This is a genomic window from Nostoc sp. CENA543, from assembly GCF_002896875.1.
In the GTDB taxonomy this organism is placed as follows: domain Bacteria; phylum Cyanobacteriota; class Cyanobacteriia; order Cyanobacteriales; family Nostocaceae; genus Trichormus.
On sequence record NZ_CP023278.1, the window covers coordinates 5,106,135 to 5,121,718 of the forward strand.

A 15,584-nucleotide genomic window follows, 5' to 3' on the forward strand; every position below is an offset into this window, starting at 1 on the left:
AGTAAATTTTGCACTGCAACAATCACTGTCAAACCACAGACAATTGCTTTGATCTAACTATCAGCTTCTCTATCAAAGATAATTTTCTACTTTAATAGAGCATACTGAAAACACACCTACCCATAGGAAAGTTTCAGTATGCTAATAGTTAGACGAGCAATCTACTTTTTAACTTTTAAGCATTACCAGATAATGCAGCTTTTGCGTTGCCCATAGCAGGATAGTTAATATCTAGATTTTCAGTCCAAGTATGGGAAAATTCTAGATTTTCAGTCCAAGTATGGGAAAATTCTAAATTCTCAGTCCAGGTATGAGAAATATTCAAATTTTCAGTCCAAGTGTGGGAGATATCCAAATTCTCAGTCCAGGTGTGGGAGAATTCTAAATTCTCAGTCCAGGTATGGGAGATATCTAAATTTTCAGTCCAGGTGTGAACGATATCAAGGGTTTTTTGTTGTACATTAGACATGATTTTGATCCTCAGTCAGTGGGTAAATTGGGGTAGGTGCTAAACATAAAAATTCTGCTATATTCAGGCACTGCAACTTATTAACAGTTCTCTACAATTAAGCAACAGATGCAAACATTGAAGCCCAGATATTATCTGAGTTTATTAATAGCTATCTTATCTACGAGAGCCACGCCAACGTAGCGGGACGTTAGCCCATCGCAATTGCAAATTAATTGGCATTAGACTACTTTCAAGGATTCACTTGTAGTCATCAAGTTATATTGCATAGAATTAAGTTAGGCGGCTGAGACAGTATTATTAATCGGAGATATCTGTTTCAGTTCTAGCTGCTGATTATGAGTGATAGCATATTGAAAGAGTGCATTGACTAATTCTGTAATTAGGGCAAATATCTTCTCTGCCAGTTCCAAAGCAGATTGAGATTGCACTGGTGTCAATTCCAAGCTTTGTAGCGAAGTTTCTATGTTATCCGTACCTGTAGTATGACCAGTTTCTACAGCTAGATGAAATCCTCCAAAATACAGATATTTATCCCCTGTCAATACTTGCAATTCTTGGGCAACTTTCGTAGCATGGGCAAACACAATATTGCCTGTAGACTCTAATACCTCAATAATGACTAGTTTATGGAGAGGATCTGATTTCCACGCATAAAAAAATAGTTGATGAATTACCCAGCGAGGTATTTGAGTTTCTTCATCCCATAAAAATTTTACGGTGTCACTGAATTTTAACGAGCAATCAAAGCCAAGTTTTTCCATATCTGAGAGAAACCATAGCCAGTGATGGTCATCCTCTTCAGTATGTTTATTAATGATTATCTGAATAGGATCATTACTTGTCAAATCCCGAAATGCGTATTTGTTCAGTTCTCCAAACCCCATGATAAAAGGTGTGGCACAAGGACTCCAAGCCAATCTTTGGATTGGTTCTATGCTGGTGTCTTGCATGAATTTCAACAAAGGTAAATGGGCAAACTCTTGCTTCTTGGCATCAATGAATGCAAGTATTTCCTTCATATTTAATGCCCTATATCCGATAAATAATTTAGCTGCGGAAAATCATGAAAACATAGCACTCATAATCTTGCTAGTTTTTCTACTTATTGAATATCTTGAGTGCTAGAAATGGAATCTGAATGAACTTATTAACTATTTTTTAATATTTTTCTTTTAATAAAGATATCCGTGTGATTCGCTATTTTTGTATGTAAAAAAGTCTACATTAATACAATGTATTTTTAAACACCAGCTTTTAATATTTACTGAGAATAACAAATAGAAAAATTTAATCAGGTATATATTTTGCTCCAGTGCTGATGGTGAACAGAATACACATCAATAGATTTGATTCTCCAAAGAAATAGAAGTGATACAAAAGACAATTTTTTTTGTGGTTTATACTTAATTGTCAAGGTTTGACGATAATTCACAATCGGCAAAATCTGGGCTATTACAGATTTTGAGAAAAAATAAAGGCGGAAAATCCTATATTTAGGTTGATGCTACTAGCAAGCAATTGATTTGAGAGTGTGTTAATTTACGTAGTCAATATTACATATAAATTTTCTTAGTGATTCATATTTAAAGATCAATCAAAAGATAGATGATAAAAAATTGAATATTAATTAAGCTTGTACTAAGGTTATATTATCTACCTTAAAAATTGTGCCTAAAAATCTAACTTAAAACTTCACCTAACAAATTACGATGTTGCAATGCGCCATCTATGAGTATTTGGATAGTTGCAGATGAGATTGCCTGACCATTAGTGTAATATTCTATCCAAGTTTGACTAATTAACTGTGGTTCATCTGGTAAATTAACTAAGTCCCAGCCAGGTATCATCAAATCTTCCATTAAACGATTAACTTTGGGGTCATAACTCAAAGCAAAACAGCGACAGCCTTCAGCCGCAGCCATAATTAAACTGTGGAGTCGCATTCCAATTACCATTTCTACATCTCGAAATACGCCCTTTAATATCTGCGGATCTTCAAGAGACAAAATCTGACTGACATCTGCAAGGTGTGGCTGTATAGCTTGAGCAATTTCCAGGTCTTCACTTTTTTGGAATGGCAGCAAAATAATAAAACTTTGAGTAGCTTTTTGAAACTCTACTAAAGCATGAATGAAATTGGCTAAACGCGCTTCCGTTAATTGGGGATGCTTCCTTAAAGTGACAGCGACTCTAGGCTGGGGTAAATCCCAAATTGCGGGTACTGGTTTAGCAGCTAAAGCCCAGACAGGATCAGGTGCAATGATGTGGGGGATTTGCCAATCAGATAATAAAGCTGAACTGGCGCGATCGCGTACACTGACTTTAGTACAACCAGTAAAATTTTGTCTTGCTAACCATCGAGTTTGGGGGCGCACCAAAGGGCCAATACCCTGCGCCCAAGCAATAGTTTTTAAACCCATACTTTGGGCTAACGCCATCAACCCCCCATAGTAAAAAGGACTTATGGTGCTAGTAACATCCTGAATTAGACTCCCTCCACCCCAAATCAAAGCATCACAGGAACGTAAAGCTTGCAATACAGCCAGGGGTGACATTCGGTCATAGGCTTCTACATTGTAGCGATCGCGCGTTTGTTCTGGATTGCCCGACAACACCACAGGCGTGACATGAGATGGTAGCATTTGCAGTAGTGTAGCTAACAAAGCCTCATCACCACCGTTGCCCTTACCGTAATACCCAGATAATAGCGATCGCATCTTTACCACAAAAAATTTTGAATATCGGATTTAAGGTTATCAACTTTTTCGGATTACTTCACCCAATGTCAGCCATCTTGCTACAAAAAGTTGAATAAGCCTGTGCGAAGATTAAGTGAGTGCTGAGTAATGAGTGCTGAGTGCTGAGTGCTGTTAGCGGTAGCGCGGCGTTTAGCCGGTGCTGTTAGCGGAAGCGGGGCGTTTAGCCCGTGCTGAGTAATGAGTTCTGGGTGTTAAAGTCTAATAACTAATGACTAATGACTAATGACTAATGACTAATGACTATTGACTATTGACTATTGACTATTGACTAACTTTCTATGCACGCTCTTTCAATTCCCACTTGGATTATTCATGTTTCTAGCGTCATTGAGTGGATGGCGGCGATTTGGTTAATTTGGACTTATGGCGAACTCACTGGAAATCGTAGCTGGTGGGGATTGTCTTTGGGGATGTTACCAGCTTTGGTGAGTGCTATGTGTGCTTGCACTTGGCATTATTACGACAATGCCGAATCTTTAGAATGGTTAGTAACCTTGCAAGCTACTATGACTGTAGTTGGTAATTTTACCCTTTGGGCTGCGGCGGTGTGGATTTGGCGTGAATCCCGTAGTACCAAGACAGAAACAGATTCTTTTGAGCCGAAATCTATTAAATCAGAGCGATGATATCGAAAGACACCCTTTTTGCCTTATCACTGTTTCCTTACCTGGGTTTCTTGTGGTTTATCACCCGCAGTCAACAATTACCCCGTTTAGCATTGTATGGATTTTACGGGACGTTGGTTTTTGTAGCGGTGACAATTCCCGCCGGCATATACGCCAAAATTCATTATGGCGAAGCCCTAGCTAACATCGATTGGCTGCATGGTGGTGCAGAAGTTTTCTTGACACTTTCTAATATTTTGGTTGTCTTGGGCTTCCGTCAAGCTGTGATGCAGTTGAAGAAGTAGGGATTGGGGATTGGGGATTGGGGACTGGGCAGGGGGCAGGGGGCAGGGGGCAGGGAGATAAAACTAATGACTAATGACTAATGACTATTGACTAATGACTATTGACTAATGACTATTGACTATTGACTATTGACCATACAGGGAAAAATTTACTATGGATGTGATTCCAGCAATTGATTTATTAGATGGTCGTTGTGTGCGACTGTATCAAGGAGACTACGATCGCTCTCAGGTTTTTAGTGAAAATCCTGTGGATGTGGCTAAACAATGGGCAGATCAAGGTGCGACTAGATTGCACATTGTGGATTTAGATGGTGCAAAGGCTGGTAAAGTAGTAAACTTGCAGGCGATTGAAGCGATCGCGCAAGCAATTTCTATCCCCATTGAAATTGGTGGTGGACTGCGTGACCAAGCTAGTGTACAACAAGTATTTGATTTGGGTGTACGCTGGGCGATTCTCGGTACTGTCGCTGTTGAACAACCCCAATTAGTACAACAACTGTGTCAAGAGTTTCCTGACAAAATTATTATTGGCATTGATGCGCGGAATGGACTAGTAGCGACTCGTGGTTGGTTGGAAACTTCACAGGTATTAGCTACCCAACTCGCTGTGCAGATGCAAGAACTGGGAGCAGCTGCAATCATTTACACTGATATTCACCGTGATGGGACTCTCGAAGGGCCAAACCTAGAAGCATTGCGAGAACTCGCTGCTGCAATTTCTATTCCTGTGATTGCGTCTGGGGGTGTTAGTTCTGTGACTGATTTGTTGAGTTTGTTGGCTCTAGAACCCCAAGGCGTTACAGGTGTAATTGTCGGGCGCGCCCTGTATACTGGTGATATTTCGTTAAGGGAAGCATTGCAAGCGATCGGGTCAGGACGAATTCAAGATATCCCACCCAATTTAGATTTTTCTTCTTTCGCTTAATATTAACTGCTAAATTACTGATTGTAATTTCTGGAAAACGCCCTGACACCGTTGTAGCTTTAAATATAGAGAGTTAATCAACGGTTTGTCTATCTTTCTTCATTACTGTAACTGCATGGTTGTATAAATGCAGTCAAGTTTACTAGTTAATTGCTCTAGTTCTATTTGCTAAATCTAATTGGGTTTCCTTCTCTTAAGAGGCGTAAAATTAATTACGTCTCTTTTTTATTATGTAAAATTTTTAACTATTTTCAGAAAATAGCCATATGCTAGATGTAGATAAACATTGTCTTTAATTACACTACTTCGCCTTATGTCTAGCCAACAACCTAATTCCAAACAACCACCCAATCAAAAAACAACTAACACCAGTAAGACTAGAAAGAAACCCCTCAATAATGGTCGTCCAGATAAAACAGACCATTAAGTTTGTAGTAAGGACTTTAGTCCTGAGATGAGGACTGAAGTTCTTACTACAAACTTATTCTTCCCTAACAAACCTAAACTGTATTAAAAACTAAAAAACTTCTGCACTTAACTATTTATTTTTAACTTGACTTTTAGCCTGTTCTAAAGCGATTTCCTTCATGGCTTGATAAGAATTAATATTTGCAGTTCCTTCAATCGCTTTCACTGCTAAATCCTGAACTTGTTTGAGGGCTGATTCTAGTTGTTTGGAGAGATTTTGTAGCCTATTTTCTTGGTTAGAAATTGTTTGTTCTAAAGACTGTAAACGCTGTTCATAAAAACGTTTTTGCCCATCTACTTCTTTAGCATACAAATCAGCTTTAACTTTGGCTTGGTAATGGGCGATTCCTTTACCTTCTTCTGTCGCTTTTTTCACAGCCGCTTCTTTTTCCTTGGGGAAAGCTTCTACTTTAGTTTTATACTCATCAAACTGCTTTTCCCTTTCTGCAATTAATTTTTCTCGCTCATTCCACTGTTTTTCTGCTTCCTGCTGCGAGGCTTCTAATTCTTGATATAAAACTTTCTGCTGTTGTTCGTATTCTTCAATATTGAGTCGGCGTTGCAGTTCTAAATCATATTTATATTCTGCTGTTTCTCTTTGTCTATTCTTGTTTAAATTATCATTTCTCTCTTTGACAGTTCTTTGATATTCTTCTTGTTCTTTTTGCCAAGCGGTTTTTTCTGCTAATACTTCTTGTGAGAGTAACTCATAACGCTGCTCAAATTCATCTTGATAAGCTTTAGAATTCTCTTCATAGCTGGTTATTAGAGTGTCTAAAGTATTATCGTTAATTTCTAAGCTGTGCAATTGTTTTAACTGTTCAACTTCCGTCTCTACAGAATTTCTGATTTCTTCTAACTTAGATGCTTGTGTAGTTAATTGTTCTGATAATTCATTAGCTGCACTACCAAATCCCAATTGAATTTTTGCTAGACTTTCAATTGTATAATTCATTTTCTGTTGAATAGTAGCAGCCTGATTCATAATTTTATTGGGTTCTGGTTTAGCTTGAGGTTGAGTAGCAGGTGGTTTCTCTTTTGCGGGTTGATTAATTTGTGATTTGAGTGATGATGTCTCCTTGAGTAAATCTTCATAGGCTTGAAGAATCTCGGCTTTGGTATTTTTATCTGTTAATTTCTTGGTGGCCATAAGTACCTCTTTTTACGCACTCACTGGGAATTAAACATGAACAAACTGCTGATTATTTGGTAGCAGAACTATCAAAGGCTCTCATTGCTAAGTCTTGTGCTTGTTTTAATGTGGATTGCAATTGAGCGGAGATACTTTCTATTTGTTCAACTTGTTTCTGGATAGTCTCTTCTAAAGATTTAATTTTCAATTCATAGCTTTGCTTAGTAGCTTCCCATTCTTTTTCAAATAAATCAGCTTCTATTTTTGCTTTCTGACTAGTTTCCTTGATTGCTTCTTCTCTAGCTTTTTTAATAGCTTCCTCTAATTCGTTGGGGAAATTAGCTATTTTTTGTTGATATTCACTAAATAAAGTCTTATTTGCATTTAATACATTTTCTCTTTCAGTCCAGTCTTTTTCCTTTTGTTGAATTTTTTCTTGGATATCTCTTTCTAAATTGCGTTTTTTCGATTCATAGGCATCTGTGTTCAGTTTACGGGTTGTTTCGAGTTTATACTGATATTCCTCTTGTTCTTGCTGACGTTCTTTAGCTAATAATTCATTATATTTCTGCAATGCTTCTTCGTATGCTAATTGTTCTTTTTGCCAGTCTTTACGTTGATTAGCACTTTCTTTTTCTAAGCTTTCTCGCTTACTGGCAGTATCTTGATCTAGTATTCTGAGTTTTTCTTGGTGTTCTTGATTTAAAATATCTAGAGTGTCAGCAACAATTCTAATTTTCTGTAGTTCTTGTAAAGTTTGAGTTTCAATTTCTATAGCTTTATTGAGTTCATCTAATTTAGAATTTTCTTTGGCTAATTTCTCTGATAAAGCACTAACTACACTGCCAAATTCTAGTTGTAAATCTGCTAAACCTTTGACGATACTATCTACAGTATATGTAGAAGCCACTGCTAGAATTTCTTGATTTTTAGCTTTATCAGCCTCTTCTTGCTTAGTGGCTATTTTAGATTCTAATTTTTTCTGCTCATTCAAAATTTGTTGAAATGCTTGCATTAGTTGCTGTTTGCTATCTTTGAGGGCAACTGTTGTCATATTTCAACTCCTATGGTGTAGATGTTTGAGAATAGTTAAATGAGTAGCAAGTCATACCAATTAATACCAATTCACTGAAATTCTGATACAGATACCAACACTAAAAGGTATGCTGAGTCTCACTTTCTTAATTTTGAATTTTGAATTTTGAATTGGTATAACTACTCTATGCAGACATTTCAGAGTAGCTTGGAAATGAAGATTATTAATGCAGTGCAATTACTGAAATCCGGTAACTACCCATACTAAAGTTAAGTATGAGTAGCAAAACTCAACTTGTTGATGTGGTGTTTGGTGCGGTGGAAGCCTTTGCTGTTTATAGTATTTATGTACTATAAGTATACTCAGATGAGTCTGCTGTTGTCAAGCCTTTCTACCCCTGCACACCTACATTTGTCATGAGTTAAAGTAAATGCGATCGCCTGCTTGCAAGTAGAGTAATTTATGATATATGTATTACTGTTACTGGAATTACTTTTTTGCAGCATAATTCACGATAGAGCAAGCGTGAATGCACTGAAGACAGATAATTAACTCAACTATCATATTGATACAAGCACAGGGTTAGACTTTTGTGATATCAATGTACACCAGTGAATCGATCAAATATTCTGCTAGAGCAGACATTGGACAAACAAGCCGTGTTCTGGTGGTAGAAGATGAAGAGCTAATCCAAGAAATGCTAGCCGTAGCATTAGAAGAAGAAGGTTATAGCGTAGTCACAGCCCCTGATGGGCGTGCTGCGATCGAATATCTGAAAAGTTTTGAACCCAACGGCGGAGAGTTTCCCTTTGATTTGGTGATTTTGGACATTATGTTGCCCCAAATCAACGGTTTAGATATTTGCCGCTTGCTGCGTCATCAAGGCAACCCTGTCCCGATTTTAATGTTGAGTGCCAAGGGCAGCGAAACTGACCGCGTCTTGGGTTTAGAAGTAGGTGCAGATGACTATTTAACCAAACCTTTCAGTATGCGGGAATTAGTCGCCCGTTGTCGTGCGCTGCTGCGTCGTCAACGCCTCAGCACCTTACCACAGCTACCAGTCCTCAAATATAAAGACGTAACTTTAAACCCCCAAGAATGTCGAGTATTGGTACGTGGGCAAGAAGTTAACCTTTCCCCCAAAGAATTCCGTCTATTAGAATTATTTATGAGTTATGCCCGTCGGGTGTGGTCACGGGAACAGTTACTAGACCAAGTGTGGGGGCCTGACTTTGTGGGAGATAGCAAAACTGTAGATGTTCACATCCGGTGGTTGCGGGAAAAACTAGAGCAAGACCCCAGCCACCCAGAATATATTGTGACTGTCAGAGGATTTGGCTATCGATTCGGATAATCTAGTGAGATAGTTGTTAGTTTTTATTAATCACCAGCAACTAACAACTCTTTCCTCAAATGCTCTTATTGGGATTTCTTCTCGGTTTAGCGGTAGGCATTGGATTTTGGATTTGGCAACAGGTTCAGTTAAACCGCTACCTGGAACGCGTACTCCAACCTTTAAATTCCCGCACCGCTAAAGTCAAAACCCCTTTGCTACCACGACTACGGCAAGAAATTGCCATCATCAAACAGCAGGGACAGGATTTACAGCAGTCATTACAAATCTATCAAGATGTGCTGGACTTTGCCCCAGTGGGGTACTTACAGGTAGACGAAGAAAATCAGCTGCTGTGGTGTAATCAACAAGCCCGGAAACTCTTGTACCTGCAAAGATGGCAACCAGGACAGGTACGCCTGTTGCTAGAATTAGTGCGTTCCTATGAACTAGATAGGTTAATTGAGCAAACTCGTGATGAGCAAGTCGCTAAAAATAAGGAGTGGATGTTTCATCCCTCTTGTGATAATCCGGCGGAAATGCCGACAATTAAATCTTTAGCATTGCGTGCTGCTAGTTTACCTTTACCGAATGGTCAAGTCGGCGTATTCTTAGAAAATCGCCAACCCATGCAGGACATGAACCAAGTCCGAGAACGTTCCTTTTCTGACTTGGCGCATGAGTTGCGAACCCCCTTAACTTCAATTCGCTTGGTGGTAGAAACCCTGCAAAATCGTTTAGAACCGCCTTTAAATCGCTGGGTTGATCGCTTAATGCAGGAAGTAGACCGATTAATTAACTTAGTGCAAAGCTGGCTAGAACTCACCCAAATGGAGACTAGTTTAGCGGCACAATTACAAACTGAAGCGGTAGAAGTGCGATCGCTGATTTTCTCTGTTTGGGAAACGTTAGAACCCTTAGCACAACGTCAAAACTTATCTCTAGCCTATTCTGGCCCTGAAAGTATCTGGATTAAAGCCGATTCAGCCAAAATTTACCAAGTTTTTCTGAATTTGCTAGATAATAGTATTAAATACAGTCCACCTGCTGCTGATATTCAAATTCAAACCAAAATATTGCAGCCAGCAAATCATCAAGGGGGTGAGATTAATTCCTCTATTTTAGAAATTAATCTGATTGACTCTGGCACAGGTTTTGCACCAGAAGATTTACCCCATATTTTTGAGCGATTTTATCGTGGAGATAAAGCCAGAACCCATTCCCCTTTACCAGCAAATAGTCCAGTGGAAACTATTGTCGGTAATGGCTTAGGACTGGCGATCGTGCGACAAATTGTCTTAGCGCATGGTGGTTCGATCAAAGCTATGAACCATCCCCAAACCGGTGGCGCATGGATGCAACTCCAATTCCCACAGGTGATGGCAAACTCCCAAAGCCAAGACTATAGTTAAAAATATCTTCACGTTTGAGACTACAAGTGTGAAAGCTGTTATTTATAGCCCTAACTCTGGAAGTCCCCAGTTAGCACGCGCCATCAGGCGTTTAGAACGGGATGTATTACGCATGGGTGCTTTGGTAGAACAATCATGTCGCCTCAGCCACCAGGCTTTATTTGCTCGTGATTTACAAGCAGCTGAGGAACTTCCCCGATTAGATAAAAAAATTGATCGTTTTTATAGACAAATAGAATCAGACTGTACATCTATCATGACCTTACAAGCACCGACAGCGCAAGATTTACGTTGTTTGAGTGCTTTTATGCAGTTAGTTCGCGATTTAGAACGCATCGGTGATTATGCTAAAGATTTAGCTGATATTGCTGTTAAAATCTTTCCCTATCCGCCTCATCAGTCTTTACCAGAAATTGCTGTCATGTCCCACCATGCCCAAGCTATGCTAGCAACGAGTTTAGTAGCTTTGGCTGATTTAGATGAAGTTGGTGGGCGGAGCATTAAAAATTTAGATGATACTGTAGATAGTGCATACGATCGCCTTTATCAAACCCTAGCTCAACAACGGGACTTGCCAGGAGTCGTAGAACCAATTATCTTACTGGCTTTGGCGATTCGATGTCTGGAAAGAATGGCAGATCACTCAACGAATATCGGTCAAAGGGTGGCTTATATCGTCACTGGTCAACGTTCTTAAATTTATGCAAAATTTGGCAACATCAAGGATTGGCAAGTTTTATCAGCCAATCCTTTATTTTTATCTGCGATGAGAGTGCTGAGTGATGAGTGCTGTTAGCGGTAGCGCGGCGTTTAGCCGGTGCTGAGTAGTGAGTGCTGAGTAGTGAGTGATGAGTGATGAGTGGTTTTATACCAATTCTCCAAAATTCAGCAACAGATGCAAAGTTTGAAACCCAAGTGGTATCTGACTGTCTTAATTGCGAACCGCGAACTGCGAATTGCGTTAGCGAAGCGGGACGTTAGTCCATTGCGAATTGCGAATTGGTGTTAGCGGTAGCCCGGCGTTTAGCAGGTGCTGTTAGTGCAGTGTTTAGTCTTGACTGAGTTAGGAAATAAATTCCACCTTGTCCACCCGGTCTACCTTGTCCAATTTCATACTTAAAACTGTGTCATAACCTAATGAAATCATTAAAAGTTACTGAAAGCACGTAATCCTTTACCGTATCATTACCTTTCCTTAAACTCAGGCAATTAAATTTGGCTGTGAAATCAATAAGTATCTAACTTTTAATACTCTGATGAATAGCATCAATAATTATCTATTATCCATAAATTAGATTTAGTAGTAAGATGATACTAAACTCTCACTATAAATTCATGTCTAATTGCTTATTCATGCGGTCATTTAAGAATTTACATCATATAGCTTGAGCCAAAATCAATAGACATTGACTGAATAAATTTTCCCGAACAAGAGAGCTAAACTAAATCTAATTATAATAATTACTTTAATTTATTAATTAATCTATTTCGATTAATATCGAAATCAGCTAATAGTTAATTCTAAATCACTAACAATCCAGTAATTCCATTTACAGGAACAGCTCCCACAATGTCTTCGATTATTTTATCCCCAGATTCTTCTACTTTACTAAAAAATATTCCCTTGGCTGGACAATTAACTCAACGGCTTTTTACTCGTAAAGAGGTCATCGAGCCTTGCAGTGATGTTATGTGGATGATTGAGAGGGGGGCGGTGCGTACGCTGACATGGAGCGAAGAAGGAACGTTTATCACTTTGGGCTATTGGGGGCCGGGTGATTTGATAGGATATAACTTAACTAATCTCAAACCTTATCAAATTGAATGTTTAACTAGTGTTGAAGTAACTACGGTGCCTCTGCATCTTAGACATCAATATATAGATGCTTTAATAGCACACATTCAAAATTCAGAAGAGCTTTTACACATAATCAACCGCAAACCCATTTCCTTACGTCTATGGGAATTTTTGGTGTGGCTAAGTAAAAAGTTTGGGCGCAATTTAGAGCAAGGTTGCCTTATAGAACTATATATTACCCATCAGGAAATAGCAGAAGTTTTAAACACCACTAGAGTTACAATTACACGTTTACTGCAAGAATTTGAAACAGCAAAAATGCTGTTACGTCATCAACGCCGGATTATTCTATATCCACCAGACAAATCACTGAAAAAATCTTAAAAAAATCAGCAACACTCTTGTGTTAATCAACGGTAAATATGTATAATCTTTACTGAAATCATGTGTAAATTATCCTACGAAAAATAATTGAGTCGGAAATTTTACCATGAGTGCGAACTCGTTGGTGTGAGCGGAAGTAATATCATGACAAAACTATTCTGGAATGCTGTCAAAGCAAGTCCCGCAATCCTTGCTGCAACTTTCTTGGCTGCTAATGCTGCTTGGGCTGAAGAAGCGAATCAAAATGTTACCAGTGTTGCCCAATTGACTCAAGCCTCTCAAGATATGGGTCAAGTAACATCTGTATCACAGTTTTCCGATGTTCAGCCTACTGACTGGGCTTTCCAAGCATTACAATCTTTGGTTGAGCGTTACGGTTGTATCGCAGGTTATCCTAACGGCACATATCGTGGGAATCGTGCTTTAACTCGGTATGAATTTGCTGCTGGTTTAAACGCTTGTTTAGACAGAGTTAACGAGTTAATTGCTACAGCGACAGCTGATTTGGTAACTAAAGAAGACCTCGCTACCTTACAGCGTTTGCAAGAAGAATTCTCTGCGGAATTAGCTACTTTACGCGGTCGTGTTGATGCACTAGAAGCACGCACTGCTGAATTAGAGGCAAATCAGTTCTCCACCACCACTAAACTTTCTGGAGAAGTCATTTTCGCTGGTTCTCAAGTATTTGGTGATGAAAGAGCCGATAATGGCCAAGATTTACAAAGCAACACTACTTTCTCCAATCGGGTACGTCTTACCCTCAATACCAGTTTCACCGGGAAAGACAGACTGCAAACTCGTTTGAATGCAGGTAATATCGTATCCAACAGTACAGTAACTGGAACCAACATGACCCGTCTGGGTTTTGATGGTGACAATAGTAATGGCGTTGTCATAGATAAACTCAACTACAGCTTCAACCTGACCGATGCAATCAAAGTCAAAGTGGATGCTACTGGTGCTGAGTTAAACGAAAACGTTAATGTTTTCCACCCTGACTTTGCCAGTTCGGGTAGAGGCGCACTGTCTCGCTATGGTCGTTTTAGCCCCATTTATCGTCAAGGTTTCGGTGGTGCTGGTTTAACAGTCAATTTTGACAACGGCGGGCCTCTTACCTTATCAGCTGCTTACTTAGCTCCTCGTTCTAACAACCCTAACGATGGTAATGGTGCCTTCGATGGTACTAACACCTTCTTTGGTCAATTAGCTTTCAAACCTAGCAAAGCGTTAAATCTGGGTTTTGCATACGCTCACACTTATCAAAATAGATTCAGCACTGTAAACCTATTTAACAGCACTGGTAGTGTTTTTGCTAACAACCCATTAAGTGCTGCTAACAATAACTATGCCATCACATCCAACAACTATGGTGTTCAAGCTACTTTCCAGCCTAGCTCAAAGTTTACTGTAGGTGGTTGGGCAGGCTACACTGTCGCTACAGCTGAATCTGGCTCAAATAGAGGCAGAAATGCTGAGATTTGGTATTGGGCTGCTAGCTTGGCTTTAAAAGACTTCGGTAGAGAAGGTAACACACTGGGTCTGATTTTTGGCCAACCACCTAAAGTTACTGACAACGAATTTATTGGTGCTAACAATACCAGAAGAGAAGATAGCGACAACTCCTATCATCTAGAAGGAATCTACAAAATTCAGTTGACTGATAATATTCAGATCACACCTGGTTTATTGGTGATCTTCAACCCTGAACACAGAGACGACAGAGATGCTATCTACGTTGGTACTATCCGTACAACTTTCAGTTTCTAAAACTGGTGATAGTTTAGTTCAGTCCTAAATCAAACAAAAAGCCCGCTTAAGAGTGGGCTTTTTATTTTCATCTAATTATTCAAGCTCAGAATCTTGCTGTTTGATTAAGTCTGAGGGAGGCCGATCGCTACTCCAAGCCCACCACACACAACCACATTGACAATGATAAAATTCCTGCCACTTGCGACGATTACCTTCAGTTAAAACAGGCGATCGCCGATTAATCCAAACTTGCACAGCTTCTAAACTACTAGCACGACAACTAGGGCAGCAAAACTCATAAGCGTGAACTGCCTTGTGTGTCCATTCAGGTGGGATGGGAGCAAAAGCGTCCATTAGTATAATTTGTAGTTAGTAATTCGTAATTCAGAAAGATAAGTTTCTTACAATACATCATAGAATACGTTGGTACTGGGGATTGGGGATTGGGGACTGGGGATTGGGGACTGGGGAGACAAGGTAGAAGTAATGACTAATGACTAATGACTATTGACTAATGACTAATGACTAATGACTAATGACTATTGACTATTAACCAATGGAATCCAACATAGAGATTCGTCGTTTATTCGATGTTATGCCTGCTTCTGGGCGTATGACTACGAAGATTGTCAGTAAACCAGAACAGCCCAAGGTAATAGATGTGTCATTTCCTTTTCCTTGGAATCGGGAACGACCGATATATATTAACTTTGATTTGTGGGGGCGACTATCAAAGCCTCAACGAGATTTGCTGTTGTTGCAAAAAGTTGCTTGGTTAACGGGGGTGAGATGGTTTAAACCTGATGTTTATCAAGGTGTAGCTGTGGCTGGATTAGTTGGCGCATTTGTGGAGTTAAGCCAATCAGATGCGGTGGGTGTGGCGGTGGCTGGGGGATTAAGTGCGATCGCCCTTGTTCGCATTTGGGGGACTAATAAATCTCAAGAATCCGAGATTAATGCTGATTTAGCAGCGATTAAAGTTGCCCAAAGACGGGGTTACACAGAAGCCGCAGCAGCTCAACATTTACTCTCTGCCATTGAAACAGTCAATAAAATCGAAGGGAATTCTACTTTAAATTTTATTGACTTAATCCGTTGCCAAAACTTAAGGGCGATCGCTGGGTTATCACCAATTGGCATACCAGAAAAGTGAAAACAAAAGCATCTTGTCAACTTTTGCCTTTTGCCTTTTACCTTTTTCTC

15 protein-coding genes are annotated in these 15,584 nt (G+C 39.4%); 9 read left to right on the plus strand and 6 right to left on the minus strand.

The window, feature by feature from the left end; all coding sequences use genetic code 11:
* Nucleotides 1-175: 175 nt before the first annotated feature.
* The 3 genes from CLI64_RS21290 to csaB form a co-directional block, all read right to left on the minus strand.
* Complete coding sequence (locus CLI64_RS21290) at nt 176-469, minus strand: hypothetical protein (RefSeq protein ID WP_103139083.1); 294 nt, start codon at nt 467-469, stop codon at nt 176-178.
* 278 nt (nt 470-747) lie between these two features.
* Nucleotides 748-1,491 (minus strand): hypothetical protein, encoded by a 744-nt coding sequence (locus CLI64_RS21295; RefSeq protein ID WP_103139084.1) that lies wholly within the window; start codon nt 1,489-1,491, stop codon nt 748-750.
* A gap of 660 nt (nt 1,492-2,151) precedes the next feature.
* Nucleotides 2,152-3,189, minus strand: coding sequence for a polysaccharide pyruvyl transferase CsaB (gene csaB, locus CLI64_RS21300; protein WP_103139085.1), 1,038 nt, complete (start codon nt 3,187-3,189; stop codon nt 2,152-2,154).
* A gap of 320 nt (nt 3,190-3,509) precedes the next feature.
* Here csaB and CLI64_RS21305 point away from each other — a divergent pair, with 320 nt between their 5' ends.
* The 3 genes from CLI64_RS21305 (at nt 3,510) to hisA (ending at nt 5,069) form a co-directional block, all read left to right on the plus strand.
* Nucleotides 3,510-3,857: a DUF2499 domain-containing protein gene (locus CLI64_RS21305; RefSeq protein ID WP_103139086.1), complete on the plus strand. Its 348-nt coding sequence runs from the start codon at nt 3,510-3,512 to the stop codon at nt 3,855-3,857.
* On the plus strand, nt 3,854-4,141 hold the full coding sequence (locus CLI64_RS21310) for a DUF3593 domain-containing protein (RefSeq protein WP_103139087.1): 288 nt from the start codon (nt 3,854-3,856) through the stop codon (nt 4,139-4,141). The genes CLI64_RS21305 and CLI64_RS21310 overlap by 4 nt, the downstream gene beginning before the upstream one ends.
* A 154-nt stretch (nt 4,142-4,295) precedes the next feature.
* Nucleotides 4,296-5,069 (plus strand): 1-(5-phosphoribosyl)-5-[(5-phosphoribosylamino)methylideneamino]imidazole-4-carboxamide isomerase, encoded by a 774-nt coding sequence (gene hisA / locus CLI64_RS21315; protein ID WP_103139088.1) that lies wholly within the window; start codon nt 4,296-4,298, stop codon nt 5,067-5,069.
* 538 nt (nt 5,070-5,607) lie between these two features.
* Here hisA and CLI64_RS21320 read toward each other — a convergent pair.
* Nucleotides 5,608-6,687 (minus strand): hypothetical protein, encoded by a 1,080-nt coding sequence (locus CLI64_RS21320; RefSeq protein ID WP_103139089.1) that lies wholly within the window; start codon nt 6,685-6,687, stop codon nt 5,608-5,610.
* 52 nt (nt 6,688-6,739) lie between these two features.
* Nucleotides 6,740-7,723, minus strand: coding sequence for a hypothetical protein (locus tag CLI64_RS21325; RefSeq protein WP_103139090.1), 984 nt, complete (start codon nt 7,721-7,723; stop codon nt 6,740-6,742).
* A 583-nt stretch (nt 7,724-8,306) separates the two neighbouring features.
* On the opposite strand from CLI64_RS21325, the gene CLI64_RS21330 reads away from it, so the two are divergent.
* From CLI64_RS21330 to CLI64_RS21350, 5 genes are all read left to right on the plus strand, one after another.
* Nucleotides 8,307-9,059, plus strand: coding sequence for a winged helix-turn-helix domain-containing protein (locus CLI64_RS21330; protein ID WP_103139091.1), 753 nt, complete (start codon nt 8,307-8,309; stop codon nt 9,057-9,059).
* 59 nt (nt 9,060-9,118) lie between these two features.
* A complete protein-coding gene (locus CLI64_RS21335; RefSeq protein ID WP_103139092.1) occupies nt 9,119-10,450 on the plus strand; it encodes a cell wall metabolism sensor histidine kinase WalK in 1,332 nt (443 codons plus the stop codon).
* A 28-nt stretch (nt 10,451-10,478) separates the two neighbouring features.
* A complete protein-coding gene (gene phoU / locus CLI64_RS21340; RefSeq protein ID WP_103139093.1) occupies nt 10,479-11,147 on the plus strand; it encodes a phosphate signaling complex protein PhoU in 669 nt (222 codons plus the stop codon).
* An 873-nt stretch (nt 11,148-12,020) separates the two neighbouring features.
* On the plus strand, nt 12,021-12,632 hold the full coding sequence (locus CLI64_RS21345) for a Crp/Fnr family transcriptional regulator (RefSeq protein ID WP_103139094.1): 612 nt from the start codon (nt 12,021-12,023) through the stop codon (nt 12,630-12,632).
* Between the two features lie 144 nt (nt 12,633-12,776).
* Entirely contained in the window at nt 12,777-14,399 is a 1,623-nt protein-coding gene (locus tag CLI64_RS21350; protein WP_103139095.1) for an iron uptake porin, read from the plus strand.
* 75 nt (nt 14,400-14,474) lie between these two features.
* Here CLI64_RS21350 and CLI64_RS21355 read toward each other — a convergent pair whose 3' ends face one another.
* Nucleotides 14,475-14,735: a hypothetical protein gene (locus CLI64_RS21355; protein WP_103139096.1), complete on the minus strand. Its 261-nt coding sequence runs from the start codon at nt 14,733-14,735 to the stop codon at nt 14,475-14,477.
* A 202-nt stretch (nt 14,736-14,937) separates the two neighbouring features.
* Here CLI64_RS21355 and CLI64_RS21360 point away from each other — a divergent pair, with 202 nt between their 5' ends.
* The gene (locus CLI64_RS21360; RefSeq protein ID WP_103139097.1) at nt 14,938-15,534 is read left to right on the plus strand and encodes a DUF3318 domain-containing protein; all 597 of its coding nucleotides are present in this window, start codon (nt 14,938-14,940) and stop codon (nt 15,532-15,534) included.
* Nucleotides 15,535-15,584 lie beyond the last annotated feature (50 nt).